Origin of the sequence: Nonomuraea sp. 3N208, assembly GCF_052245935.1 — a bacterium.
Classification (GTDB): Bacteria; Actinomycetota; Actinomycetes; order Streptosporangiales; family Streptosporangiaceae; genus Nonomuraea.
Genome location: NZ_JBQQBR010000036.1, coordinates 14,496 through 36,305, shown reverse-complemented (window position 1 = coordinate 36,305; position 21,810 = coordinate 14,496). Strand labels below are relative to the sequence as shown.

Here is a 21,810-nt window from a genome sequence, read left to right as displayed (position 1 = left end):
TCCACGCGTCGGAACCGTCACCAGGCGTCCCCGCAGATCGCTTCCGACCAAGAAGGTTCAAGGCCAGTCATTCAGTCGGGCGCGCGACGAGACGCGCCGGGCGTCTACGGAGGGTTCTCCCATGAGCGAAGACACGACGGCGACGGCACGGATGCGCGCGATCATCCAGGAGTCCGCGGGCGGCCCTGAGGTGCTGACGCTGGCCGAGGTGGACCGTCCTGAACCGACGCTGACGGAGGTCCTGGTCCGGGTGTACGCGGCCGGCGTCAACCCGACGGACTGGAAGTCACGGACGCACGGCAGGCTGCTGGACGATCCGCCCGCCATCCTTGGCTGGGACGTGTCCGGGATGGTCGAAGCCGTAGGCCCCGGGGTCACCCGCTTCCGGCCCGGTGACGAGGTCTTCGGCATGCCGCGCTTCCCACACAAGGCAGGCGGCTACGCGGAGTACGTGACCGCACCGTCACGGCACTTCACCCGTAAGCCGGCAGGCCTCGACCACGTACACGCCGCAGCGCTGCCGCTGGCGGCGCTCACCGCGTGGCAGGTCCTGCACGACACCGCGAACGTGCGGCCCGGTCAGCGCGTGCTGATCCATGCCGCGGCCGGCTCCATGCGTTGGATGACCTACGCGACGGACACTGAAGACCGCGTCGGAGTGATCGGGGAGAAACTGCGGGCGGACCGGTGCGGAAAAGGGATGTCGCGATGAACTCCAGAAAGCGGCTGCTCCGCTGGGCAAGCGGGATCATGCTCGTGCTGGGCACAGGGCACCTGTCCTTGCTGGCGCTCGTCGCCTGGGGGGACATCACCGGCTGGGTGGATCGGGGGATGTGGGCAGCCATCCCGGTCGTCCTCACGGACGGGGGTGCCGCTCAGACCGTGGAGTCCCTTCAGAACGAGGTCACCTTCTGGGCCGGTCCGGGAAGCTTCGCCGTGCCCCTCATTCTGCTGGGCTGCCTGACATGGCACCTTGCCGGACGCGGGGTGGCCCTGCCCGCCGGAATCGGCTGGGGCCTCGCGGCGTGGTGTGCGTTAGGCGGCGTCCTTCTTGTGCCGTCCCCGTTCTTCGCCGGGATCATCTCCGGAGCACTCATCATCGTGGCAGCACAGAAGGACGACCGGCCGCAAGCAGCCCGCGGCCGGGAGACGGACCTGACGTGATGCGCACCCGCCGATGGCCGTGAGGGAGGCCGGGGACCTTCAGGAACACCTCGTCCACGATCTCGAAGATCGTCTCGTCCGAAACAGGCCGGTGGTCCAGGAGCATCTCGCGCCGGACTCGTGCCGGAGAAGATCGACGGGCAGTGAGACGACGCGCGGGCTCAGCGGCGCCGAGGAGACCTCCCTCTGGCGGATGAGTGCTCCACTGAGTGCTCCACGATGCGCGTCATCACGCCCTTCATGTGGGGCTCGGTCCCGCTGACCGACAGGTTCAAGGAGATCGATTCCGTACGAGATCGCGACGGCTACGTCGCCGGGCTCAGCGGCTCACCGTGGTCTCCCGTTCCATATGTGACAGCTTCTCGGGGTTGCGGACGGCGTAGAGCCCGGAGATGAGGCCGTCGTCGATGCGTACCGCCAGGACGGTGTCGACCTCGCCGTTGAGCTCGATGATCAGCGCCGGGTAGCCATTGACCTGCGCCGACCGCAGCGACGCCGTGCCGGCCAGCAATGATCCTCCAAGGAGATCCCGTGAAGATCGCCGTTTATGGTGCGAGTGGTTACCAGGGAAAGCTCGTCCTGGCCGAGGCCGACCGGCGCAAGGAGGGCAGTTTCCATGGGCAGGAAGTTATGATTTCTTATACATTTCATACTCACTCCTTGGGGGAGTCTGGCGAGTGAGACGACCAAGGGGGCCTGCTCATGGCTGTATCACCTCCGCCGCCGGGCAAGCTGGCGGGCACCGCAAGGGTTGGCGAGAAGGGTCAGATCGTCATCCCGAAGGACATCCGTGACCTGTTCGGGATCAGCCCGGGCGACACTCTGCTGCTGCTCGCCGACGTCGGCAAAGGCATCGCCATCCTGCCCAAGGAGATGGCGGTCGGCCTGGTCGAGACCGTCCTCGGCGAGTCGCCCGCCGCGACGTTCGACAATCGGGGAAAGGCCAATGGATCAGGCTGAGCAGACCCAGCAACGTCGGGCAGCAAGACCGTGGCATCTGTGGGTGGTAGGGCTCGTCTTACTCGCCCTGTACCTCGTCGGTGCGCGTGACTACATCTTGACCAGGACGCTGAACCAGGGGTACTTCGCCGAACAAGGCTACGGACCTGCCCAGATCGCGTACTTCACCGACTATCCGGCGATCCCGGCCATCTTCTGGACCATCAACATCGCCGCCGGCCTCGCAGCGGCCCTGCTGCTGCTGTTCCACTCCCGCCGGGCGACCCTGGTCGCGTTGATCGCCGCGGCGTCCCAGCTGTGTCTACTCGCCATCACGTTCGGATTCATGGACCGATGGGCCGTCCTCGGCCCCCGGTTCTCCCTCGTCGACATCGGCGTGTGGGTGCTGACCGTCGGCCTCTGGCTGTACTGCCACGCGATACACCGGCAAGGCGTTCTCCGGTGACGCCGGGCCGGTGGCGCAACGGCCACGATCGTCGCGGCCGCAAGGGCATGACCCGCGCCCCGGCCGCGCTGCCGCAACCCGAACACGAAAACGTGGGAATGATGGCTCCGTCCCGGAGCGGAACAGCCGGACGGACCAACGGTTTCTGGAATCAGCTGACCGGAGGTTTCCGGTCTGCGCGGAGGTTGATATGAAAGCATGGTCACGCTGGCAGGGCTGGGCGATCCTGGCCGCCGGCCTCTACGGGATTCTCTCCCCACTCTGGTTCGACGGCGAGCGAGGAGCCACCGGCACACTGCTCACTTTTGGAATCCTCATCGTCGGCACCGCCGTCGTAGCTCTCGCGAGACCGGCCATGGTGTGGGCGGAATGGGTGAATGCCGTGTGGGGCACGTTGATGCTCACCGCCCCGTGGGCGTACGGGACATATGACGACAACTGGGACGTGACGTTGACATCGGCGATCGTCGGTCTCGTCACGATGGCCCTCAGCCTCCATGCGGCGAACAAGGGCAAGGCAGCACAGCGTAGCTGAAAACCGGCCCGCGGTCGGAGAAACCCCAGCTCAAACCGTGTGCGCGAGTTTTGATGCGCTACAGGCGTGTTGTGCCCGGAATGAGACGAAGCTCCAGTTAGCAAGCGTCTCCTTACAGATCACTTGCTCGTGGAGGGGGTGCGAAGAACCGAGCTAGGAGGGCATGGTGTCGAGGATGTCGGCGTTCCTGGCGGTCACCGCGTCGATCATGGTGCGGTCGGTGTGTGCGTAGAGCTGATTTGCCTGGATGGCCGCGATCACGATCGTGCCCACAGTGTCAGCGTGGAGGCCGAGCCGGGCGAGTGTGGCATCGCCTTGTCCGGCGAGCTGGCGTTCTTCCGGGGGCAGGTTGCCTCGGACCGCGCTGTTCGTGCTGATCTTTGTGCTGACCAGGCCGGGGCACAGGACCGTGACGCCGATTGGGTGGCCCGCAGCCCGCAGGTCGAAGTGGAGCGCCTCGGACAGGGCGATCACCGCGCTTTTGGACGTCCGGTAGGTGATACCGGACGAGCCGGCCTGGGTGGAGTTGGGGTGGGTAGCGAGCCCGGCGGCCGAGGAGACGTTGACGATGTGTCCGGCCGCACCGCGTTCGATCATGCGTGGCAGGAACGTCTGCACGCCGTTGACGACGCCGCCGAGGTTGACGCCCAAGACCAGGTCCCACAGCCGGTATCCGAGCTTGGGCAGGCTGTCGGGCAACCGGATGCCCGCGTTGTTGCACACCACGGAAACGGGCCCCAGGCGGCGTTCGACCTCCTTTGCGGTGCTTTCGAAGCCAGTGCGGTCGCACACGTCCAGCTCGAACACGCCTATTGCGTCTGCGCTGGACAGCGTCGATAGGTGCGCGCCCGCCTGGTCCAGGGCGTCGCGATCGACGTCGGCGATCGCCACGTTCGCGCCCTCGCGGGCGAAGGCGCGCGCCATGCCGAGGCCGATGCCCTGGGCGCCGCCGGTGATGAAAACGGTCTGGCCGCTCAACGAGTCCATCTGGGTCCTCCTTCGCGAGACGAGTACATCGTCTACGTTTCAGTCTCGCTCTATCGATATAGAGACTCTATTAATGTAGCGACTACTGTAAGGTCAGGGGAATGACGGAAGCGACCGGACTGCGGCACCGTAAGAAAGAACGGACCAGGCGACAGCTGATTGACGCCGCCCTGCGCCTGTTCAAGGAGCAGGGCTACGAGCAGACCACGATCAGCCAGATCGCCGAGGCGGCCGAGTTGTCCCCGAGCACCTTCTTCCTACACTTCAGCTCGAAGGACGACGTGGTCTTCGCCGAGCATCGTCATCGCATCGACTTGGCCCTGCTGGCCATCGGGGACCGGACGGCCGGTGAGCCTCCGCTCGATGTCCTGGTGCGCGCGATCAACCGCGTGGCGGCCTCGGAGCGGGAATTGCTGAACATCGCCAGCGAATCGGGGCGGCTTCGGGTGAGCCTGCTGCTGTCCGTACCGGCGCTGCGGGCACGCGCCCTGCTAGTGATCACGGATGCGCAACGCCAGGTGGCCGCCGAGTTGCAGACTGCCTATCCGGACATCCTCGACCCGGTCGGCGCAGCGACCATGGTGGGACTGGTCAGCGGCGCCGTGGTTGGCGCGGCCATCGCGGCAGTGGAGGCAGACATGGACGGCCAGGGCATCCAACGGGCTGTCACCGACGCCCTCGACACGGCCGCGCGGGCCTTTCGGCCGTGATCTCGTCCTGCATCGACGCCTCGCGGGCACCCCAATGACAGGGCGGGCGGCACTGGGGCCGCTGACCCCCGGGCCGGAAGCCAGGACCGCCCGCACCAAACAGCAACTCGACGGGATTCGGCGCATTGTCGGCGTACAGGTGAACGTGCAAAGGCAAGTACGCGCAGAGGGCTCTGTCGCTGATCTTGTGACGCAGGATGATCTCTTCCTTGATCATGTTCGGCGTGCAGTTCTGGATCTCTTGAGGAGTTACTCCCGCATCTGGCCGGGGTCGTGGTTGAGGCAGTGGGGCGAGCGGCCGGATTGGTAGCCTTGCACGCTCGCGTTCGAGCAGCCACAAGCGCCTGCTCAGGCTGCGGGCAGGCCTCGAGTCGGGTGCATGGCCGGTGGTATGTCCGGCGATTGAGGGACGCCGCGCTCGGTGGGGCCACAACCGTGCTGGCGGTGACGGTTCGGCGAGCAAGTGGCCGGCCTGACTAGCCCGCATGCCCGATACACGCCCCTGCTCCGCAAGATGTTGGCCTTGGTCGCCGTGACGATGGCCGCCCGTCCTGGTGCGCGACTGGCGGTCAGGCTCGGGCTTGAGGTGGCCAAGGACATCTTGCTGCGCCTGGTGCGCGTCGCCCCGGAGCCGGAGGTGGGCTCGCTGCGGGTCGTTGCGGTCGATGACTTCGCCCTGCGCCGGCTTATCTTGAGCTGATCGCTTGGGCGGAGGCTGTGACCTGCATCCTCTTGTTGAGGACGATGTCTTCGACGAGGCGATGCAGGTCGTTCTGACGCTGTGTCAGCAGGGGCCGATTGTGATCGAAGAGTGTCCTCGGGCTGTCTCGGATTCATCCGCGACCGGGAGGCCGGTGGCGCGGAGTTGGCCGAGGGCGTGGGCGAGTTGCCGGCGGAGCCGCTGGTTGTCGGCGGTGAGTTCGCGGTTCCGGATCAGAGCGGTCTCCAGACGGCGAGCGATCGAGGCGTCGCTGCCGCGTTGGGTAGCCGGAGCGGCGGACGGTAGCGGCCCGCGGTCCAGGGTTCGGAGGCGTTCGATCTCGGCGCGGATGTCCGGCTGGGTGTAGAGCCAGGAGCGTGAGACCTGGGCTTCTCTGAACTTCGTTTCGATCTTGGTCTGGATACTGATTCGCTGATCCTCCGCGAGCGTGTGAGGATCTGGGTGTCCCGTCAACAGGCGTCGCCGGGGCGCCCAAGGTCCTGAGGACCGAATCGGTGGGAGTAAGAGGCGGCTCACGGGGCGGCCGTATGCGTGACATGCGATCGGTGTCCTGAGTAGACCCCATCGGAAACCGGCTCATTGCCTCCCAGGGGTGGTAGGGAAGCCGAGGTCGACCGTGGTGTGGCTGCCTGTTCGTCGATCTATTTGGCCAGCTTGTCGTTCGCGTCGGCGAGGCTGACTCGGAGTCCTTCGATTTCGCCGAGCCAGCCTTCGCGTTCAGCCTCGGCGATGCGGGCGATGAGGTTGTCGCGGATTTCTGCGATGCGTGGCCGTTGGACGGGATCAGGCCAATGCATACTGCAACGCAGACAGCTGACGCCCTCTCGGCGCCCCAGATAACGTCAGCGCCTCCCCGATCACCGAGACATCGTCACGGCGGTGCCACAACACATTGACCGGCGACAACACATGCGTCCGCCCGCACGTTCGGCACCGCGACCGGCGCGGCCGGATCCGCCGCCGCCAGCCGATACCCCACACCGTCCGCGGCTGCGCCCAGCCCCACGGGCACAGATGTCCGGCACAGTCCGGGCAATGCAGCCCGCCTTCGCGTAACCGGCGCTCGACGCCGGCCTCGTCCTTGCCTACCGTGAGCATCGGTGCCTCCAAGCACCGCACCATGGCCCTTCCCGATCACGTCGCGCCACGACAGGGAGATCGGGCAGGGCCGTTGTCTTCGCTGGACATGCTCACGCTGTCGTCGCGCACCAGGGACAGCAACAAGAACACGAAGATCGATTCAGATGCCCAGCTGGAGCGACGCGGCGACAGTGCCCAGTGGCCAGAACGAATGACGCCTAACAGCACCTTCGAGCCGGTGCTGGTGCCAAAGCGGGCCGGCCGTATCTCCGGCGGCCGGGACGACATGATCATCAGCCCGGTACCAGAGCGTATACCTCCATCCTGACCCCTGATCACTCCGGGTTGTGCTTACTCCTCCAGGATGGATAGGGCTCGGGACGGGCACAGGGGGACGGCGTCGCGCGCCCGTGCCGCGGTTTCGTCGTCGGGGTGGTCGCTCAGCAGGACCACGATGCCGTCGTCGTCTTGGTCGAACACGGTCGGCTCGGTCAGGACACATTGACCGGAGCCGACGCACACCCCGGTGTCCGCTGTGATCCGCATCATGTTCTGCTCACCAGGTGACCGGGAGTTCGTAGGCGCCGTAAATGACGGCGTCGGTCTTGAACGGCAGGTCCTCGACCGGTGCCGCCAGGCGCAGGGTGGGGATGCGGCGGAACAGCGTGTCGAAGACGATCTGCAGTTCCAACCGGGCCAGGTTCTGGCCGAGGCACTGGTGCGGGCCGAATCCGAAGGCGAGGTGGTGGCGGGCCCCGCGCTCGACGTCCAGGTCGGCCGGGTTGGTGAACACCGAGGGATCGAAGTTAGCCGACAGGCCCGAGACGATGACGCCCTCGCCGGCCTTGATACTCACCCCGCCGATCTGCACATCCTCAATAGCCACCCGGGAGGTGACCACGTCAGCGATGCTGAAGTAGCGCAGCAATTCCTCCACGGCCATGAGCGTCTTGCCCGGGTCGGCCTTGATCAGAGCCAGTTGCTCCGGGTGGGAAAGCAGCCCGATCACGCCGAGCGAGATCATGTTCGCCGTGGTCTCGTGCCCGGCAGACAGTAGCAGGAAGGCCATGCTCACCACGTCCGCGTGATCGAGCGTGCCCTCCTCGCGCTGCCGGGCGATCTGCCGGCTGAACAGATCGTCGCCCGGTTCGGACTCCTTACGGGTGATCAGATCGTCCATGTAGGCGCGCAGTTCGGCGAAGGCTCGCTGGCGGTCCTGTGTCGAGGAGCTCCGGCGCACCACCACGGCGGTGCGGCTCTGGAAGAAGCTGTGGTCGGTGTAGGGCGCGCCGAGCAGTTCGCAGATCACCAGGGAGGGCACCGGCAGGGACAGCGCCTGCACCAGGTCGACCGGTCGCTGCTCGGTGGCGAGCATGTCGTCGATGAACTGGTCGACGATGTCCTGGACCCTGGGGCGCAGCGCGGCCAACCGCTTCACGGTGAACTCGCCGATCAGCTGGCGCCGTGCCGCGGTGTGTTCCACGCCGTCCATGCCGACCATCGACGGCGGCTGACTACGAAGCTGCTGCAAGGTCGCCGCATCGGCGATGAAGAACGGGAAGCCGTCCTTGCGCCGGTCGGAGGAGAAGCGGCGATCGGCGAGGACGGCCCGGCCTTCCTCATGCCCGGACACCAGCCACCCCTCAGCGCCGCTCACCAGGCGCACCCGGTTGATCGGTGCCCACGCGCGCAGCCGCTCGTAGGCGGCAGGCGGGGCGAACGGGCATCCGCGCTCGACCGGCAACTGCAGGCCAGCGAGGTCGCCAGCAACGCTCTTCGTCATCAATGACCTCCCACTGATAGATCTGGGTGAGCTTTGTTCTGCTCGTCGGCGCCCGCGAAGTCACCCAACTCCTGGACGACACCCTCCACGGCGCACACGACCCGTTCGGAGAGACCCGGAGCTGACCCGTTCCGGCTACTCAAGGTCCACCGCTCGTACGCGCGTTGCGCCAGCCGCCTTCGCGCTTCGCGGGGGACGAGGCAGGCTTCGAGATATGACACCTCGGGCCTTCACCGGGTCTCCGGCATCGACCGCAGGTGGATTGCGGCGGTCACCACGCAACGGGGCCAAGGCGATCGATGAAGATTCCGGTCGGCCCGTCGGCGTCCATCGCCGCGAGCCTGACGATCGAGTCGGTGCCCTCGGTGACCGTCAGCTGACCGGTGTGATTGTTCATGTCGGTGGCGGCGAACTTGAAGTTGGCGACTTCTCCGGGAGTGGCGACGTTGAACTTGATCTTCGGGAGCGCCTGGGCGTACCGGACAGTGATCATGTTCAGCGCCGCCTTCGACGAGCTGTAGGCGAGCTCGTGCATCTTCGAGACGGGCTGATCTGGATCGGTCACGACCGCGAAGGAACCGCCACCGCTGGACACCATCACCACCCGCGGATTGTCCGCCGCCTGCAGCAAGGGAAGGAACGCATGCGTGACCCTGATCGGCCCGTACACGTTGGTGTCGTAGACGGAATGAATTTCCTCGGCCGTCGCGTGTGCGGGCGCCATACCCTTTCCTGGCGCGCCGGCATTGTTGATCAGCACATCCAGCCGGTCGGTGTGCTCCCGGACGAGCCGTACCGCGTCGGTCACCGACTCGTCCGAGGTCACGTCCAGCGGGATCACAACCACGTTCGCGCCACCGGCGGTCAGCTTGGCGGCGGCTGCCCGTCCTCGACCTTCATCACGCGAGCCGAGAAAGATCATCCAGTCCCGTTCTCCGAGCCGCCGGGCCGCCTCGAGCCCCAGTCCCTTGTTGCCTCCGGTGATCAACACCGAGGTCTGTTCCGAGTTCGTCATGCCCCTTAAGACGACGCGCTCCGCTCGACTGTGACATGGGTGCGCGACGTCACAACCGGGAGCCCCTTGCGGGCTGGCCATCTCACCCGCACCTCGGTCACAGCCGAACTCACCAAAGTTCCGGCTGACGGCATTCCCGGTGTCCACGACCTCAGCGTCGACGGGCATCGCGTGCGCTTCCAGGCCGACACCGACCGCATCGGCGACGTGCTGGCCCGGCTGGCGGAATACGGCGTGCGCGACCTCGCCGCACAACCCCCCACCCTGGAGGAACTGTTCATGAGGCACTACCGAGGAACACATCAGCACTGATCCGGCTGATCCTGCGCCGCGACCGCGTCTCGCAGCCGGCGTGGATCTGGTCGGTCACCTTCTTCGTCGCGACGACGGTGGCCACCATCGGGCAGCTGCTCCCCCCAACGGAAGCACGCCTGAACTACGTCAGCGAGATCGTCCGGAACCCCGTGATCCTGCTGCTGCAGGGACCGGCGTACGGCGACAGTCTGGGCGCGGCCGCCGCCCAGCAGCGGGGCCGCGGCCACCATGCTCTTCGCCGCCCTGGCCAGCGTCATCCTGCTGGTCAAGCACACCCGCTCGGACGAGGAGCAGGGGCGGCGGGAGCTGGTTGGCTCTGCCGCTCCGGGCCGGTGATGGTGGCCAGGTGGCTGAGGGTCTGGGCGTAGCCGGCGCGGGTGGTGGCCGCGGTGATGGAGTCGAGGAATCGCTCGACGGCGGCCGCGGTGCTCTGCCCGGGCGCGGCGGCGCGCCTTCAACGCGAAGCGGCGCAGCCCGTGGGGCTCCCGGAAGACGACAACAGACCCGGAAGGACGAAGGACACTGATGCGCACGAAACTCGTTTCCCCGGCTGCGCTAGACATAACGAATCTCGTTATTTACGATTATCGTTATGTCTGCGAGATGGCTCACCCGGCTCGAAACCCTGCTGACCCTCTTCCTGGTCCTGGCCTGCCTGGGCGCCCTGGGCCTGCTGCTCTACACCGCCCTGATCGCTTTCATCGGTACCGGCAATGGCATCGGCGTCCCCTTGCGGGTGTTCGACGTGCCGGTCGCGGGCATGGCGGCCCCGGATGCCGCGATCGTCAGCGCGACCGCCGACGTGACGGTCCGTCACCAGGGGCCCGCGCCGTTTGTCGGGCTGCTCTACCTGCTTCTGTGGGCACCGGGCGTCACGACGACACTGCTCGCCCTGTTCACTGTCGTTCGCGCGCTGCGCAGGGCCAGATCGGGAGACAGGGCGCTGTTTTCCGCCGTCACCGCCGCCCACCTGCGGCGCCTCGGTTGGATCCTGATCATCGGCTCGCTCGCCACGGGACTGCTCGGTATGGTGGCCGAGCCGATTCTGGCCTCGATGCTGTTGGCCAAGAGCTACCCGTTCTACGCCCCGTCGGGCGAAGTGGTGGCCGGGGTCGTGACGGGAGTCGCGGTGCTGGCCGTTTCGGAGATCGTACGGCGTGGCCTGGTGCTGCTCGAAGAGGTCGAGGCCACCATCTGATGGCCGATTCGACCATCCGTGTACGACTGGATGAACTGCTCAAGGAGCGCGGCATGACGCTCACCGAGCTGTCGCACCGAGTGCAGATCACCGTTGTCAACCTGTCAATCCTGAAGAACGGCCACGCCAAAGCGATCCGCTTCTCCACCCTCGTGCGCCTGTGCGATGCCCTCGACTGTCAACCGGGCGATCTCCTCCGGTACGACCGGTCATAGGCCGAGGCAACCAATCGCCGACAGTTGATCGCGCCCGGATGCGCCAGGTGTACAGGCACAAACGGGGAGACGTACGTCGCATTCACCTGCTGTCACATCTTGCGGGGCTGTTTCGTCGGTAGGTGTAACAGCCAACACGACAAGGAGATTGGTGGACGCCAGTCTCAACCACCTCGGCAACCCGCTCACGGCCAAGTTCGTGAAGTAACCCCTCGATCGGAGAGTCGTCACCATGCTCAAGAGCAAACGGATCGCCTGCATACTCGCGGCAGGCTCCATCGCCTCGGTAGCGGCCGGGGCGTACCCGGCATCCGCCGCTGGCGTCACGGACAGCAGCCTGGCCCCTGCGTCGGTGGCGGCCGCGTCGAACTGCACGACATACGTGGCGGGCGGCCCCTCGGCGGCGCCGGGCCAGCCGCCCAAGAAGGTGTACGCTCACGCCCGCTCAACGTGCGATTACGTCTATGGCGTGAAGCTGGAGATGACCCTCTACAGGGACGGCGTCAAAGTGGGCCAGAAGAAGATCTGCCAGGAGGGCCCGATCAACCCGGAAGGCGCGCCGCCCCAGGACATGATCTGCGAGGTCAACCTCCGGGTGAAGAACCCGTCGGGCATCCAGACCTGGAAGGTGAAGGTCAAAGCCCAGTGGATCAATGGTTTCCGTGACACGGTCACGAAGTCCTACACCGAATCGTTCACGGCATAGGGGGTCGTCATGTTCCGTATCGTTACCAAGGTTCTCGGCCGGCTGAGCGTGCTGCTGCCGGTGAGCGTCTCGCTCGTGGCTGGGCCCGCGGCCCTGGCGAGCTCGGCCGACATTCCCCCCAACTGCTCGGTGAGCGTGAAGACGATCCAGGGACACGAGGTCGGCATGCGCACGATCGTCGGCCGTGGAATCGTGAAATGCTCCAGCGCGTTGCGGCCTCAGATATCCATCAACCTGAGGAAGGGCGACACCATCAAGTCGCGCGCCACAAAGGACTGCAAGCAGGAGAAGAAGTGTGTCGCCTACACCGACACCATCTTCAAGGCCACCGGCTCCAATTGGTGCACCCAGATGGTAGTGGACTGGGGACTGATGAGCACGATCAAGTGGGGCTGCCTGTAGCGGCCAACCGACCCTTCAGCTCCTGAGCCTGACCGTCCGAAGCCTGCGTTACTACCGGCGCAACACGCTGCCGTACTGCTGCTCGTCAGCGAGTAGCCTCGTCCGGCTCGGCTCCACGTCAGCCAGCTGATTTCGACTCCTTGCTCGCCGGCGAACTTCTGCACCAGTGGGTTGGCCGCCATGGCGGTGGCGACCACGTTGACACCCATCGCGGTCGCCGTCAGGTAGGCGCCGAGCCGACGGCGGGTCTGCTCGTCCGGCCGCGAGCCGGCCTGTTCGCTCAGCGAGGTGATGATCGGGTACAGCACACCGCCGGAGCGGGCGGTGTTGCTGGGTGGCGGGCGCCAGGACCAGGTGGGTCAGCGCGAGGCCGTATCCGAGGCCGAGGCTGCGCTTGCCGAGCGCGGCCACGAACCACAGCGCGATGCGTCGTCCGAGTCCGGTCTTGGTGACGGCGATGGAGATGAAGAAGGCGGCCACGATGAGCCAGATCGTCGGCTCGGCCAACCCGCTCAGCGCCGCGCCCGGCTCCAGCACACCGGCGATCATCGTGAAGGCGAGCCTGGTCAGCGCGACCGCAGCCAGTGGCATCGGCTGCGCGATCAGCCCGAGAACGGTGGCGGCGAAGATGGCCAGCATGGCCCGCGCCTTTAGCCGTCCGCCGGGAGCGCTAGCGGGAGGCGGCGGCGTGCCGTGACGACGGCGCGTACGGCCCCCTCGGGGCCGCCTTGAACTGTCGGCCCATGTCCAGGCCGGCTACAGTGCCGAAACGTTCCTGACGGACGGCAACAGGGAACAGGTCGGCCCATGGAAGCTTGAGCGTGCAATGCGAAATGCCCGCAGCAAGGTAGAGGACCTTCCCACGGGCTTTCGATTCCACGACTTGCGGCACTTCCTCGCGTCGCTCCTGATTGCTTCCGGCGCCGACGTCAAGGTCGTCCAGGCCCGCCTACGGCACGCCAGTGCCAAGACGACCCTCGACACCTACGGGCACCTGTGGCCAGACTCCGATGAGTCGACGCAGGCTGCGATCGATGCGGTGCTTGCCGCTCGGACGGAACTGAGGCAGAACCAGGCAAGAACCGCGCGATGAACATGTAGCTCACCGCGCGGTCACCGGCTACACGTCGTAGTAGAGCTCGAACTCGTGCGGGTGCGGACGCAGCCGGATCGGGTCCACCTCGTTCTCCCGCTTGTATGAGATCCACGTCTCGATCAGGTCAGGCGTGAACACGCCGCCCTCGAGCAGGTAGTCGTGGTCCTCCTCCAGCGCGTTGAGCACGTCGGTGAGCGAGCCGGGAACCTGCGGGATGTTGCGGGCCTCCTCCGGCGGCAGCTCGTAGAGGTCCTTGTCGACCGGCTCCGGCGGCTCGATCTTGTTGCGGATGCCGTCGAGGCCCGCCATCAGCATGGCCGCGAACGCGAAGTACGGGTTGCATGACGGGTCCGGCACGCGGAACTCGATGCGCTTGGCCTTCGGGTTGGAGCCCGTGATCGGGATGCGGACGCAGGCCGACCGGTTGCGCTGCGAGTAGACCAGGTTGACCGGCGCCTCGTAGCCCGGCACCAGGCGGTGGTAGGAGTTGACCGTCGGGTTGGTGAAGGCCAGCAGCGACGGGGCGTGCTTGAGCAGGCCGCCGATGTAGTAGCGGGCCGTGTCCGACAGGCCGGCGTAGCCGACCTCGTCGTAGAAGAGCGGCGAGCCGTCCTTCCACAGCGACTGGTGGCAGTGCATGCCCGAGCCGTTGTCGCCGAAGATCGGCTTCGGCATGAACGTCACCGTGTGGCCGTACTCGAGTGCCGTGCTCTTGATGACGTACTTGTAGAGCATCAGGTTGTCGGCCGTCTTGAGCAGCGTGCCGAACTTGAAGTCGATCTCCGCCTGACCGGCGGTGCCGACCTCGTGGTGCTGCATCTCGACTTCGATGCCGCTCTCGATGAGGTTGCGGACCATCTCCGAGCGCAGGTCGGTGAAGTGGTCCATCGGCGGGACCGGGAAGTAGCCGCCCTTGTAGCGCGGCTTGTAGCCGAGGTTGCCGCCCTCGGTCGCCTTGCCGGTGTTCCAGGCGCCCTCGATGGAGTCGATGTAGTAGTAGCCGGCGTTCTGCTTCGTCTCGAAGCGGACGTCGTCGAAGATGTAGAACTCGGCCTCGGGGCCGAAGTAGACCGTGTCGGCGATGCCCGTGCCCTTGAGGAATTCCTCCGCCTTGCGCGCCACGTTGCGCGGGTCGCGGCTGTAGGCCTCACCGGTCAGCGGGTCGTGCACGAAGAAGTTGATGTTGAGCGTCTTGTGCTGGCGGAACGGGTCCACCACGGCGCTCGACGGGTCAGGCAGCAGAAGCATGTCCGACTCGTGGATCGCTTGGAAGCCGCGAATCGACGAGCCGTCGAACATGAGCCCGTCGGTGAAGACGCTTCCGCTGAAGTTCTCTACCGGGAAGGTGAAGTGGTGCGTCGTCCCCGGCAGGTCGGTGAACCTGACATCGACGAATTGCACCCCTTCGTCACTGATGAACTTCAGGACGTCGTCGGCGGAGTTGAACACTCTCGAACCTCCCTGGGGACTGGCCATCATTCCGACGCTAGGGCTTGGCCGTTTCCGTATGGTGTCTCGATTGTTTCGCACGTGTTACGCAGGGTCAGCCTGGCACATGATCACGCTGGAAGCCGATCATGTCCTCTCGGCGGCGCGGCACTTGCCCTCGTTCCGCTCCTCGTCGAGGTCGTATGGATCTATGGGCGTGCCCGCCGGGCCTTCCCTGTCAGGGGCTGAGTCGCGGTACGCGGGGTGGATGTATCCGTCGCGTACGTCACACCGCGCGGGCGTCGCGCTGCCGCCCCAAACGGTGATCCAGGTGACCGTGCCCCGTGCGTCACGGTACATGAGCACGGTGCCGCGGTGGTGCTTGACCAGCCGTATCGTCGTGTCGGGCCGATCCGGGCGCTGGATCGCGTACACGATCAAATGGTTGGTCTCGAGCTTGGCGCCGGTGATCCCGTCCTTCTTGAAGGCCGAGAGCTTCGTCCTGCCGTGCACCTTGATCACATCGGTGGCCTGCTCGGCGGTCTTCGGCGCGAAGCTCATCACCCATGACCTGGTGTTCTGCTTCTTCGCGCCATCGAGGTTCTCGCGGAACCACGATCGCTGATCGGGATGGAGCAGCTTGATGAACGGCGTCGGTTCGCCGCCCATGAGCGTCTTGCGGTCGAGATGCGCCGCCGCCAGCAGGTCGCGCGCCCGCTCCAGGCCTTCGGCGACCTGCTTCTTCGACAGCCCGCCGAGCGCCTTGGCCTTGGGCATGACGAAACCATCCGCGCCCTCCGCCCAGTTCTCCGCCGTCGACCCCTCGAACGGCCCCGCCGCCGTCGATCCCTCGTACGGCCCCGCCGCCGTCTGCTCCGCCGCCGGCTCCTCCGGCCCCGCCGTCTCCCCGGGTTCCGGCTCCTCGGCCACAGGGGCAGCCTCCACCGGCATGGTCTCCTCGGGTATCGCGCCTGAGGGGGCCAGCAGGTCGGGGCGGAGGGTGATGACGACGCCGACGGCCGCGATCAGCGCCGTGATCGTGGCCATCGCGAGCCAGACCCGCCCGATTCGGCGCGGCGGCCCGGCTAATTCATAGTCCTGCGACGGGCCTCCGGCCCGCCGGGGCGGGTGTCCTGAGCTGCTCCGACGGCCCGTTCTGGCCTCCTTCTTGGCGCTGGCCCGCATCTTGCGCCGCTCTTCGGCGTCGATCTGCGCGACCAGCTCGTTGAAACGCTCGTCAAGGTCATCCCCGTATGGCATGGCGTACATCGTGGCCACTCCACGACGCGGTTGGGTCACAATGCCGCCCGGCGCACCGGGCGGATACCGTGGAGGGCATGAGCAGCAAAGAGCCTCGGTGGACGCAGACGTGGCTCGGCGGGGTCCGGGCCGCCGGGGTCGACCTCGGATACCCCGGCCAGCGCCTGGGCCTGCCCGAGGAGGGCAGCGGGGCGATCGCCGGATGGGGTCGCAGGATCGGCGCAATCGTCATCGACTGGGTGATCTGCACGTGGGCCATCGTGCAACTGCTGCTGAGGATGAATCCGGCCGAGTCGCCGTGGGCGCCCATGGCGGTGTTCGCCGTGCAATACCTGATCCTGGTCGGGTTCATGGGGCAGACGTTCGGGCACCGGCTGATGGGCATCAGGGTTGCCGCGATGGACGGGGGCAGTCCCCGCTGGCTGCCCGTGCTGGTCCGCACCGTGCTGCTGTGCCTGGCCGTGCCCGCGCTGATCTTCGACCGCGACCATCGCGGCATCCACGACCGCGCGTCCAACACGATGGTCGTACGGATGTGACCCGTTAGATACGCACGCAGCTGAAGATCGCCGTGCCCGGGATGTGCCGGCCGCGGAGCGGGCTCCAGCCGCCCCACGCCCGCTCGTGCCCCTCCGGCCACTCCGGCTCCAGCAGCCCCGTGATCGTCAGGCCGGAGGCGACCAGCAGGTTCACCCAGTCGGCCAGCGTCCGGTGATGCTCGATGTACGTGACCGTGCCCCGTTCGTCCCGTTCCTCATAGGGGGAGCGGTCGAAGTAGGACCGGTCGGAGGTCAGCCCGCGCGGCCCCGGATCGTCGGGGAACGCCCACCGGATGGGATGGCTCACCGAGAACACGAACCGGCCGCCCGGCCGGAGCACCCTGCGTACCTCACGAAACACCGCGAGCGGGTCGGCCACGAACGGCAGCGCCCCGAACGCCGAGCACGCCAGATCGAAGGCGGCGCCGGCGAACGGCAACGACTCGGCGTCGGCCTGCACCACCGGCACGTGCAGCCCCATGTCGAGATCGATCCGCTGGGAGTGGCGCAGCTGGCGGTGCGACAGGTCGAACGCCGCCACCTGCGCCCCCTGCGTCACCAGCCACCGCGCACACTGCGCCGCACCGCAGCCGATCTCCAGCACGCGCCGCCCGCGCACGTCTCCCAGCAGGTGGGCGTCGGCCTCGTCCACGCCCTCCGGGCACCACACGAACCCGCTGTCACGCAGGAACTCGCCATGCTCCACCTGGTAGTCGTCGGCGTTGCCGTCCCACCAGCCGCGGTTGGCCCGCGAGGAAACCGACAGCACTAGCGCATCTTGGGGCCGCGCGGGATGCGGGCGCCCTTGGGCATCGGGCCCTTGGGCAGCGGCATGTTGCGCGGCAGCGAGCGCAGCCGGTCCTTGACCTCGTTGACCGCGGGCTTCTTCAGGTTGCGCGGCAGCTTCATGAGATGGCGCTGCAGCTTGCCCAGCGGCACCTGCCCCTCGCCGTCACCGCACTGGATGTCGTAGATCTCGATGCCGAGCACCACCCGCGCGACCCGCTTCTTCTCGGCCGCCAGCATCTTCCCCACCCGGTTGGCGGGCCCCTCGGACACCAGCACGACTCCTGGGTAGCCGATCACGAGATGCACGAGGTCCTGGTCGCGGTTGACCGCGATGGCCGGGTTGACCTGCCAGTTGCCCCGCATGCCCTGCAACACCGCGGCCGCTGCGCCGGTCTGCCCATGCAGGATCGAGTATTGCGCCCTCTGCGCGAGCTGACCGAACACCACCAGGCCGACGGTGAACGCGGCCAGGACGCCGATGAAGACCGAATACCACAAATAGCCCGTGACCAGGCCGATCACGACGACCACAGCGAGCGTGCCCACCGCCGAGAGGAAGACGAGCGGCATCCCCTTCGGATTGGCCTGCTTGATGATCTGCGCGACCATGCGGAGCTGCTTGATGCGCCCCGGCTTCTCTGGTTCCTCGGACTTTGCCATGCTCTGAAGGATACAAACCAACTGGTGGACTATGGGAAACGCGGCCCGGCGATTTCGCCGACGGCTAGATCTTGACGGTGACGGACAGCCGCGGGCCGGCCACGTGGCGTGCCGCTTCGACGGTGTGCTCGCCGGTGAGCGTACGCCATCCGCCCTCCCACACCTGGAAGGCCCGCTCGGGCAGGAAGACGGTGGTGAGCACGGTCTGCCCCGGCTCGGCCTCGACCACGTCGAACCCGGCCAGCCGCCGCTCGGCCCCGTCGGCGACGTAGAGCTGCACGACCTCGCGGCCCGGGCGGTCGCCGGTGTTGGTGAGGGCCACCGTGACAGTGGTGCCCTCGGCGGCGATGGAGTCGTACGACCAGGTCGTGTACCCCAGGCCGTGCCCGAACCAGAACGCCGGCTCCTTCCCCGACCGCTGCCAGGCCCGGTACCCGATGAACGCCCCTTCCTCGTACGCCACCGCCCCGTCCACGGGCGTCACGCCGGCCACGGGAACGTCCTCCAGGCGGCGCGGCCAGGTCGTCGGCAGCCGTCCCCCCGGCTCAGAGTCTCCGAACAGCACCTCGGCCAGCGCGGCGCCCGCCTCCTGCCCCGGGAACCAGGTGAGCAGCACCGCCGCCACCTCCTCGGCCCACGGCATCTCGACCGGCGAGCCCGAGTTGACCACGACCACCGTGCGCGGGTTGGCCGCGGCCACCGCGCGGATCAGCTCGTCCTGCCGTCCCGGCAGCCTGAGGTCGGTACGGTCGAAGCCCTCGCTCTCCACTTCCGGCGTGGTCCCGGCGACGACCACCGCCACGTCGCACTCCGCCGCCACCCGCACGGCCTCGGCCATGAGCGCTTCCTCGCCGGGGCTCGGGTCGGCGTGGCCGAGCGTGAAGGACACGATCGCCATGCCGCCGAACGCCCCCGTGGGGTGCGTCACGGTCACCTCGTACGGCTCACCCGCCGTCATCGGCACGCTCACCCGCTGCTCCGGCGGAGACAGGAACGCCGCGGCCGGGTCGCCGCCCGGCGGATCGATGGTGTCGTGGAAGACGGTCTCGCCGTTCACGGTGACGGTGAAGGCGCCCGCGCCGACGACGGACAGCTGGTGCTCACCCGACAGCCCCGGCGTGTACGTGGTCACCAGCCGGACCGCCTTGAGCCGGTCGCCGTCGACGTCCGGCGGCAGCTGGCCGATCCAGCGCGCCTCACCGCCGGCCAGTGGGTGCTCGGCCAGCACGCCGCCCGCCTCGTCCAGGAACAGGGCCCTGGCGGGGGAGGGGATCGGCGCCAGCCGGACCCGGGGGTCGGTGCCGAGGGCGTACCGGACCTCGGCGCGCGCGCCGAGACCCTCCAGGGGTGAGACGATCCGATCGGGGAAGACCTGGGCGCTGCCGCCGCCCATGACGCGCGCCTTGTTCGCGGCCGAGCCGATGACGGCGATCGCCGGAGCGCCTTGGAGCGGCAGGACGCCGTCGTTGGTGAGCAGCGTGAAGGCGCGCGCGGCGACCTCACGGGCCAGCGCCACACCATCGATCACCTCGTCACGGATCCCCACATCCGCGCTCGCGTCGGCATTCGCGCCCGTGAGCGTATCCGCCCATTCGCCGGCGTCCGCATTCCCACCGACACCCCCATCAGAGGTGCCAGGTGAGGGCGGGGTGCGGAGGGCGCCGACGCGTGCGGCCAGGCGCAGGATCCGGCGGACCCGGTCGTCGATGACGGCCTCGGGCACCCGCCCCTCCCGCACCGCCGCCTCCAGCTTCTCGCCCCACGGCCCGTGCGGCCCCGGCATCGCCACATCGGTCCCGCCCATGGCGGCGGCCTCGGTGGACCGCACCGCCGTCCAGTCGGACACGACGAACCCGTCGAACCCCCACTCGCCCTTCAGCACCCCGTTGACCAGCTCCGCGTGCTCGGTCATGGTCGTGCCGTTGACCGAGTTGTACGCGGTCATCACGCCCCAGGCGCCCGCCCGCACCACGCGCTCGAACGGCCGCAGGTACACCTCCCGCAGCACCCGCTCATCCACCCGGACGTCCACGGTGAACCGGTCGGTCTCGAAGTCGTTGGCCACGAAGTGCTTGGGCGTGGTGGCCACGCCGCCCTCCTGCACGCCCTCGACGTACGCCGCGCCGACCTCACCCGTCAGGTACGCATCCTCCGAGAAGCACTCGAAGTGCCGCCCACCGAGCGGCGAACGGTGCAGGTTGAGCGTGGGGGCGAGCAGCACGTGCACCCCCTTGCGCCGGGCTTCCTGGGCGAGCAGCCGCCCGGCCCGCCTGACCAGGTCCAGGTCCCAGGTCGCGGCGAGCGCGGTCGGGCTCGGCAGCGCGATCGACGGGTCGCCGGGGCTCCACTGCTCGCCGCGCACGCCGATGGGCCCGTCGCTCATCACGAGCCGGTCCAGGCCGATCTCGGGAACCGGCGGGAGCGACCACATGTCCGCCCCGGTGAGCAGTCCGATCTTGGTGGCCAGGTCCAGGCGGGTGATCAGTTCATCGAAGTCCACCAGCTCAGTCTTCACCAGAAAACCAACCACTTGATAGGTTTGTTACCTTAGCGTTACCTAAAGCGCGAAGAACTCCAGCAACTCCGGCACCAGAGCCTCCACGGCCACGTCGTGCGCCTGGTCCTCCAGCACCCGGTGCACCGCGCTCGGCACCGCCGCCGCGACCGCCGCGCCCGCGTTCCGCATCCACCCGGGACTGTCCTCGCCGTTGAGCACGAGCGTGGGCCGCGTGATCGCGGCGAACCGCCCGGCGGGCAGCGCGTTGCCGGGACCCAGCACGGCGGCCTCGTACGCCAGCGTGGGCGCGACCGCCTCCGCCTGCGCCCAGAACGCGTGCTCCCGCATCCCGGCCACCGCCTCGACCGGCACCTCGGCCGCCTCCACCAGGAACCGCTCGACGGCCTCCGCCCGTCTGCCCGCCTCGACCAGCGCGGTCAGCCGCGCCGCGAAGTCGTACGGGAGCGCGGGCGCGCTGTCGTCCACGTGGTACGGCGGCTCCCACAACGCCAGCTTGCCGATGCCCGGCAGCCGCACCGCGGCCTCCAGCGCCAGCGCCGCTCCGGACGAGCCGCCGAACACCATGGCGGACCCGCCGGCCGCCGCCATGACGGCGGCCAGATCCTCGACCTCCCGCTCGACCGCGTACGGCGGCGTGTCCCCGCTGTCGCCGCGGCCCCTGCGGTCGTAAGAGCAGACCGTGAACCACGGCGCCAGTGTCGCCCCCACACCGGCCAGTGTGGGGTGCACGCGCCCCATCATCGCCCCGGCGACCAGGATCACCGCCGGGCCCGAGCCGTAGGTGTCGAACACGATCGTGGTGCCGTCGGCGGAGACCGCCGTGCCGCTCAGGACGCGGGCTGCACCAGGCACAGCGCCTCCCAGTGGTGACCGTCCAGGTCGGCGAAGCCGCGCTGGTACCTGAAGCCGTCCTCGTGCTTGACGCCCGCCGGGGTCGCGCCGGCCGCCAGGGCCTTGTCCACCAGCTCGTCCACCTGCTGCGGGTTCTCCATCCCGAGCACCAGGATCGCCTCGGTGGCCCGTCCGGCGTCGGCGACGTCCTTGGTGATGAACGAGGCGAACACCGGCTCGGTCAGCAACATCACCTGCGTCTCCTCGCTGATGATCACTGAGGCCATGCCCTCGGCCATGCCGAAGAGCTGGAAGCCGAGCCCGGTGAAGAACTCCTTCGACCGGTCCAGGTCCTTGACCGGCAGATTGACGAAGAGCTGCATTTTCCTGATCCCTTCCCTCGATCGTTGATGCCTCCAGTCTGCTGACGAAGGGCTCGCCGGTCTTGGATCT

At 67.7% G+C, this 21,810-nt stretch carries 30 protein-coding genes and 1 pseudogene; 16 read left to right on the top strand and 15 right to left on the bottom strand.

Going from position 1 to position 21,810, the window contains the following annotated elements; genetic code table 11:
• Positions 1–121 precede the first annotated feature (121 nt).
• Together ACTWPT_RS42170 and ACTWPT_RS42165 are read left to right on the top strand one after the other, a co-directional pair.
• Entirely contained in the window at positions 122–712 is a 591-nt protein-coding gene (locus ACTWPT_RS42170) for an NADP-dependent oxidoreductase (RefSeq protein WP_443183150.1), read from the top strand.
• A complete protein-coding gene (locus ACTWPT_RS42165; protein ID WP_443183149.1) occupies positions 709–1,164 on the top strand; it encodes a hypothetical protein in 456 nt (151 codons plus the stop codon). The genes ACTWPT_RS42170 and ACTWPT_RS42165 overlap by 4 nt, the downstream gene beginning before the upstream one ends.
• A gap of 319 nt (positions 1,165–1,483) precedes the next feature.
• Here the strand turns inward: ACTWPT_RS42165 and ACTWPT_RS42160 are convergent, their stop codons facing one another.
• The gene (locus ACTWPT_RS42160; RefSeq protein ID WP_443183148.1) at positions 1,484–1,675 is read right to left on the bottom strand and encodes a hypothetical protein; all 192 of its coding nucleotides are present in this window, start codon (positions 1,673–1,675) and stop codon (positions 1,484–1,486) included.
• Between the two features lie 20 nt (positions 1,676–1,695).
• Between ACTWPT_RS42160 and ACTWPT_RS42155 the strand changes: the two genes are divergently transcribed.
• The 4 genes from ACTWPT_RS42155 (at position 1,696) to ACTWPT_RS42140 (ending at position 3,104) form a co-directional block, all read left to right on the top strand.
• Positions 1,696–1,845: a hypothetical protein gene (locus tag ACTWPT_RS42155; RefSeq protein ID WP_443183147.1), complete on the top strand. Its 150-nt coding sequence runs from the start codon at positions 1,696–1,698 to the stop codon at positions 1,843–1,845.
• 21 nt (positions 1,846–1,866) lie between these two features.
• Positions 1,867–2,124, top strand: coding sequence for an AbrB/MazE/SpoVT family DNA-binding domain-containing protein (locus ACTWPT_RS42150; protein WP_443183146.1), 258 nt, complete (start codon positions 1,867–1,869; stop codon positions 2,122–2,124).
• 43 nt (positions 2,125–2,167) lie between these two features.
• Positions 2,168–2,569 (top strand): hypothetical protein, encoded by a 402-nt coding sequence (locus ACTWPT_RS42145; RefSeq protein ID WP_443183145.1) that lies wholly within the window; start codon positions 2,168–2,170, stop codon positions 2,567–2,569.
• 190 nt (positions 2,570–2,759) lie between these two features.
• A complete protein-coding gene (locus tag ACTWPT_RS42140) occupies positions 2,760–3,104 on the top strand; it encodes an SPW repeat domain-containing protein (protein WP_443183144.1) in 345 nt (114 codons plus the stop codon).
• 153 nt (positions 3,105–3,257) lie between these two features.
• On the opposite strand, the gene ACTWPT_RS42135 is transcribed toward ACTWPT_RS42140, so the two are convergent.
• Positions 3,258–4,091, bottom strand: a complete 834-nt coding sequence (locus ACTWPT_RS42135; RefSeq protein WP_443183143.1) for an SDR family NAD(P)-dependent oxidoreductase — start codon at positions 4,089–4,091, stop codon at positions 3,258–3,260.
• A gap of 101 nt (positions 4,092–4,192) precedes the next feature.
• Between ACTWPT_RS42135 and ACTWPT_RS42130 the strand changes: the two genes are divergently transcribed.
• A complete protein-coding gene (locus ACTWPT_RS42130) occupies positions 4,193–4,801 on the top strand; it encodes a TetR/AcrR family transcriptional regulator (protein ID WP_305923707.1) in 609 nt (202 codons plus the stop codon).
• Between the two features lie 514 nt (positions 4,802–5,315).
• The gene (locus tag ACTWPT_RS42125; RefSeq protein ID WP_443183142.1) at positions 5,316–5,501 is read left to right on the top strand and encodes a hypothetical protein; all 186 of its coding nucleotides are present in this window, start codon (positions 5,316–5,318) and stop codon (positions 5,499–5,501) included.
• 662 nt (positions 5,502–6,163) lie between these two features.
• Here the strand turns inward: ACTWPT_RS42125 and ACTWPT_RS42120 are convergent.
• Positions 6,164–6,319, bottom strand: a complete 156-nt coding sequence (locus ACTWPT_RS42120; protein ID WP_443183141.1) for a hypothetical protein — start codon at positions 6,317–6,319, stop codon at positions 6,164–6,166.
• Between the two features lie 293 nt (positions 6,320–6,612).
• Here ACTWPT_RS42120 and ACTWPT_RS42115 point away from each other — a divergent pair, with 293 nt between their 5' ends.
• Complete coding sequence (locus tag ACTWPT_RS42115; RefSeq protein ID WP_443183237.1) at positions 6,613–6,930, top strand: hypothetical protein; 318 nt, start codon at positions 6,613–6,615, stop codon at positions 6,928–6,930.
• 23 nt (positions 6,931–6,953) lie between these two features.
• Here the strand turns inward: ACTWPT_RS42115 and ACTWPT_RS42110 are convergent, their stop codons facing one another.
• The 3 genes from ACTWPT_RS42110 to ACTWPT_RS42100 all read right to left on the bottom strand — a co-directional run bounded on the left by ACTWPT_RS42110 (position 6,954) and on the right by ACTWPT_RS42100 (position 9,400).
• Entirely contained in the window at positions 6,954–7,151 is a 198-nt protein-coding gene (locus tag ACTWPT_RS42110; protein WP_443183140.1) for a ferredoxin, read from the bottom strand.
• A 7-nt stretch (positions 7,152–7,158) separates the two neighbouring features.
• Complete coding sequence (locus ACTWPT_RS42105; protein WP_443183139.1) at positions 7,159–8,385, bottom strand: cytochrome P450; 1,227 nt, start codon at positions 8,383–8,385, stop codon at positions 7,159–7,161.
• Positions 8,386–8,656: 271 nt separating this feature from the next.
• Positions 8,657–9,400, bottom strand: coding sequence for an SDR family NAD(P)-dependent oxidoreductase (locus ACTWPT_RS42100; protein WP_443183138.1), 744 nt, complete (start codon positions 9,398–9,400; stop codon positions 8,657–8,659).
• Positions 9,401–9,430: 30 nt separating this feature from the next.
• Here ACTWPT_RS42100 and ACTWPT_RS42095 point away from each other — a divergent pair, with 30 nt between their 5' ends.
• Positions 9,431–9,712: an ATP-binding protein DrrA1-3 family domain-containing protein gene (locus ACTWPT_RS42095; RefSeq protein ID WP_443183137.1), complete on the top strand. Its 282-nt coding sequence runs from the start codon at positions 9,431–9,433 to the stop codon at positions 9,710–9,712.
• Here the strand turns inward: ACTWPT_RS42095 and ACTWPT_RS42090 are convergent.
• Positions 9,678–9,800 (bottom strand): hypothetical protein, encoded by a 123-nt coding sequence (locus ACTWPT_RS42090; RefSeq protein WP_443183236.1) that lies wholly within the window; start codon positions 9,798–9,800, stop codon positions 9,678–9,680. The two genes, ACTWPT_RS42095 and ACTWPT_RS42090, sit on opposite strands and share 35 nt — an antisense overlap.
• 507 nt (positions 9,801–10,307) lie before the next feature.
• Here ACTWPT_RS42090 and ACTWPT_RS42085 point away from each other — a divergent pair.
• The 4 genes from ACTWPT_RS42085 to ACTWPT_RS42070 all read left to right on the top strand — a co-directional run bounded on the left by ACTWPT_RS42085 (position 10,308) and on the right by ACTWPT_RS42070 (position 12,236).
• Positions 10,308–10,913, top strand: coding sequence for a DUF2975 domain-containing protein (locus ACTWPT_RS42085; protein WP_443183136.1), 606 nt, complete (start codon positions 10,308–10,310; stop codon positions 10,911–10,913).
• Positions 10,913–11,128: a helix-turn-helix domain-containing protein gene (locus ACTWPT_RS42080; protein WP_443183135.1), complete on the top strand. Its 216-nt coding sequence runs from the start codon at positions 10,913–10,915 to the stop codon at positions 11,126–11,128. The genes ACTWPT_RS42085 and ACTWPT_RS42080 overlap by 1 nt, the downstream gene beginning before the upstream one ends.
• Before the next feature lie 232 nt (positions 11,129–11,360).
• Positions 11,361–11,834 (top strand): hypothetical protein, encoded by a 474-nt coding sequence (locus ACTWPT_RS42075; RefSeq protein WP_443183134.1) that lies wholly within the window; start codon positions 11,361–11,363, stop codon positions 11,832–11,834.
• Positions 11,835–11,843: 9 nt separating this feature from the next.
• Positions 11,844–12,236, top strand: a complete 393-nt coding sequence (locus ACTWPT_RS42070) for a hypothetical protein (RefSeq protein ID WP_443183133.1) — start codon at positions 11,844–11,846, stop codon at positions 12,234–12,236.
• Here ACTWPT_RS42070 and ACTWPT_RS42065 read toward each other — a convergent pair.
• A pseudogene (locus tag ACTWPT_RS42065) lies at positions 12,137–12,875 on the bottom strand (SLC13 family permease). The gene ACTWPT_RS42070 and the pseudogene ACTWPT_RS42065 sit on opposite strands and share 100 nt — an antisense overlap.
• Positions 12,876–12,969: 94 nt before the next feature.
• On the opposite strand from ACTWPT_RS42065, the gene ACTWPT_RS42060 reads away from it, so the two are divergent.
• A complete protein-coding gene (locus ACTWPT_RS42060; protein ID WP_443183232.1) occupies positions 12,970–13,329 on the top strand; it encodes a tyrosine-type recombinase/integrase in 360 nt (119 codons plus the stop codon).
• Between the two features lie 27 nt (positions 13,330–13,356).
• Here ACTWPT_RS42060 and glnA read toward each other — a convergent pair whose 3' ends face one another.
• Positions 13,357–14,781, bottom strand: coding sequence for a type I glutamate--ammonia ligase (gene glnA / locus ACTWPT_RS42055; protein WP_443183132.1), 1,425 nt, complete (start codon positions 14,779–14,781; stop codon positions 13,357–13,359).
• Between the two features lie 126 nt (positions 14,782–14,907).
• On the bottom strand, positions 14,908–16,020 hold the full coding sequence (locus tag ACTWPT_RS42050) for a hypothetical protein (RefSeq protein ID WP_443183131.1): 1,113 nt from the start codon (positions 16,018–16,020) through the stop codon (positions 14,908–14,910).
• 77 nt (positions 16,021–16,097) lie between these two features.
• Between ACTWPT_RS42050 and ACTWPT_RS42045 the strand changes: the two genes are divergently transcribed.
• Positions 16,098–16,559: an RDD family protein gene (locus ACTWPT_RS42045; RefSeq protein WP_443183130.1), complete on the top strand. Its 462-nt coding sequence runs from the start codon at positions 16,098–16,100 to the stop codon at positions 16,557–16,559.
• A 4-nt stretch (positions 16,560–16,563) separates the two neighbouring features.
• Here ACTWPT_RS42045 and ACTWPT_RS42040 read toward each other — a convergent pair whose 3' ends face one another.
• The 5 genes from ACTWPT_RS42040 to ACTWPT_RS42020 form a co-directional block, all read right to left on the bottom strand.
• The gene (locus tag ACTWPT_RS42040) at positions 16,564–17,328 is read right to left on the bottom strand and encodes a class I SAM-dependent methyltransferase (protein WP_443183129.1); all 765 of its coding nucleotides are present in this window, start codon (positions 17,326–17,328) and stop codon (positions 16,564–16,566) included.
• Entirely contained in the window at positions 17,328–18,008 is a 681-nt protein-coding gene (locus tag ACTWPT_RS42035; RefSeq protein ID WP_443183128.1) for a DUF4191 domain-containing protein, read from the bottom strand. The genes ACTWPT_RS42040 and ACTWPT_RS42035 overlap by 1 nt, the downstream gene beginning before the upstream one ends.
• A gap of 64 nt (positions 18,009–18,072) precedes the next feature.
• Positions 18,073–20,523: a beta-glucosidase family protein gene (locus ACTWPT_RS42030; protein WP_443183127.1), complete on the bottom strand. Its 2,451-nt coding sequence runs from the start codon at positions 20,521–20,523 to the stop codon at positions 18,073–18,075.
• A gap of 42 nt (positions 20,524–20,565) precedes the next feature.
• Positions 20,566–21,378, bottom strand: a complete 813-nt coding sequence (locus tag ACTWPT_RS42025) for an alpha/beta fold hydrolase (RefSeq protein ID WP_443183126.1) — start codon at positions 21,376–21,378, stop codon at positions 20,566–20,568.
• Entirely contained in the window at positions 21,354–21,740 is a 387-nt protein-coding gene (locus ACTWPT_RS42020; protein ID WP_443183125.1) for a VOC family protein, read from the bottom strand. The genes ACTWPT_RS42025 and ACTWPT_RS42020 overlap by 25 nt, the downstream gene beginning before the upstream one ends.
• Positions 21,741–21,810 lie beyond the last annotated feature (70 nt).

Excerpts from the sequence above, each read along its gene's own strand:
- ACTWPT_RS42170 (WP_443183150.1), top strand. The coding sequence starts at position 122 with ATGAGCGAAGACACGACGGCGACGGCACGGATGCGCGCGATCATCCAG.
- ACTWPT_RS42165 (WP_443183149.1), top strand. The coding sequence starts at position 709 with ATGAACTCCAGAAAGCGGCTGCTCCGCTGGGCAAGCGGGATCATGCTC.
- ACTWPT_RS42150 (WP_443183146.1), top strand. The coding sequence starts at position 1,867 with ATGGCTGTATCACCTCCGCCGCCGGGCAAGCTGGCGGGCACCGCAAGG.
- ACTWPT_RS42140 (WP_443183144.1), top strand. The coding sequence starts at position 2,760 with ATGAAAGCATGGTCACGCTGGCAGGGCTGGGCGATCCTGGCCGCCGGC.
- ACTWPT_RS42135 (WP_443183143.1), bottom strand. The coding sequence starts at position 4,091 with ATGGACTCGTTGAGCGGCCAGACCGTTTTCATCACCGGCGGCGCCCAG.
- ACTWPT_RS42130 (WP_305923707.1), top strand. The coding sequence starts at position 4,193 with ATGACGGAAGCGACCGGACTGCGGCACCGTAAGAAAGAACGGACCAGG.
- ACTWPT_RS42125 (WP_443183142.1), top strand. The coding sequence starts at position 5,316 with ATGTTGGCCTTGGTCGCCGTGACGATGGCCGCCCGTCCTGGTGCGCGA.
- ACTWPT_RS42120 (WP_443183141.1), bottom strand. The coding sequence starts at position 6,319 with ATGCATTGGCCTGATCCCGTCCAACGGCCACGCATCGCAGAAATCCGC.
- ACTWPT_RS42110 (WP_443183140.1), bottom strand. The coding sequence starts at position 7,151 with ATGATGCGGATCACAGCGGACACCGGGGTGTGCGTCGGCTCCGGTCAA.
- ACTWPT_RS42105 (WP_443183139.1), bottom strand. The coding sequence starts at position 8,385 with ATGACGAAGAGCGTTGCTGGCGACCTCGCTGGCCTGCAGTTGCCGGTC.
- ACTWPT_RS42100 (WP_443183138.1), bottom strand. The coding sequence starts at position 9,400 with ATGACGAACTCGGAACAGACCTCGGTGTTGATCACCGGAGGCAACAAG.
- ACTWPT_RS42090 (WP_443183236.1), bottom strand. The coding sequence starts at position 9,800 with ATGGTGGCCACCGTCGTCGCGACGAAGAAGGTGACCGACCAGATCCAC.
- ACTWPT_RS42085 (WP_443183136.1), top strand. The coding sequence starts at position 10,308 with ATGTCTGCGAGATGGCTCACCCGGCTCGAAACCCTGCTGACCCTCTTC.
- ACTWPT_RS42080 (WP_443183135.1), top strand. The coding sequence starts at position 10,913 with ATGGCCGATTCGACCATCCGTGTACGACTGGATGAACTGCTCAAGGAG.
- ACTWPT_RS42075 (WP_443183134.1), top strand. The coding sequence starts at position 11,361 with ATGCTCAAGAGCAAACGGATCGCCTGCATACTCGCGGCAGGCTCCATC.
- ACTWPT_RS42070 (WP_443183133.1), top strand. The coding sequence starts at position 11,844 with ATGTTCCGTATCGTTACCAAGGTTCTCGGCCGGCTGAGCGTGCTGCTG.
- ACTWPT_RS42050 (WP_443183131.1), bottom strand. The coding sequence starts at position 16,020 with ATGCCATACGGGGATGACCTTGACGAGCGTTTCAACGAGCTGGTCGCG.
- ACTWPT_RS42045 (WP_443183130.1), top strand. The coding sequence starts at position 16,098 with ATGAGCAGCAAAGAGCCTCGGTGGACGCAGACGTGGCTCGGCGGGGTC.
- ACTWPT_RS42035 (WP_443183128.1), bottom strand. The coding sequence starts at position 18,008 with ATGGCAAAGTCCGAGGAACCAGAGAAGCCGGGGCGCATCAAGCAGCTC.
- ACTWPT_RS42020 (WP_443183125.1), bottom strand. The coding sequence starts at position 21,740 with ATGCAGCTCTTCGTCAATCTGCCGGTCAAGGACCTGGACCGGTCGAAG.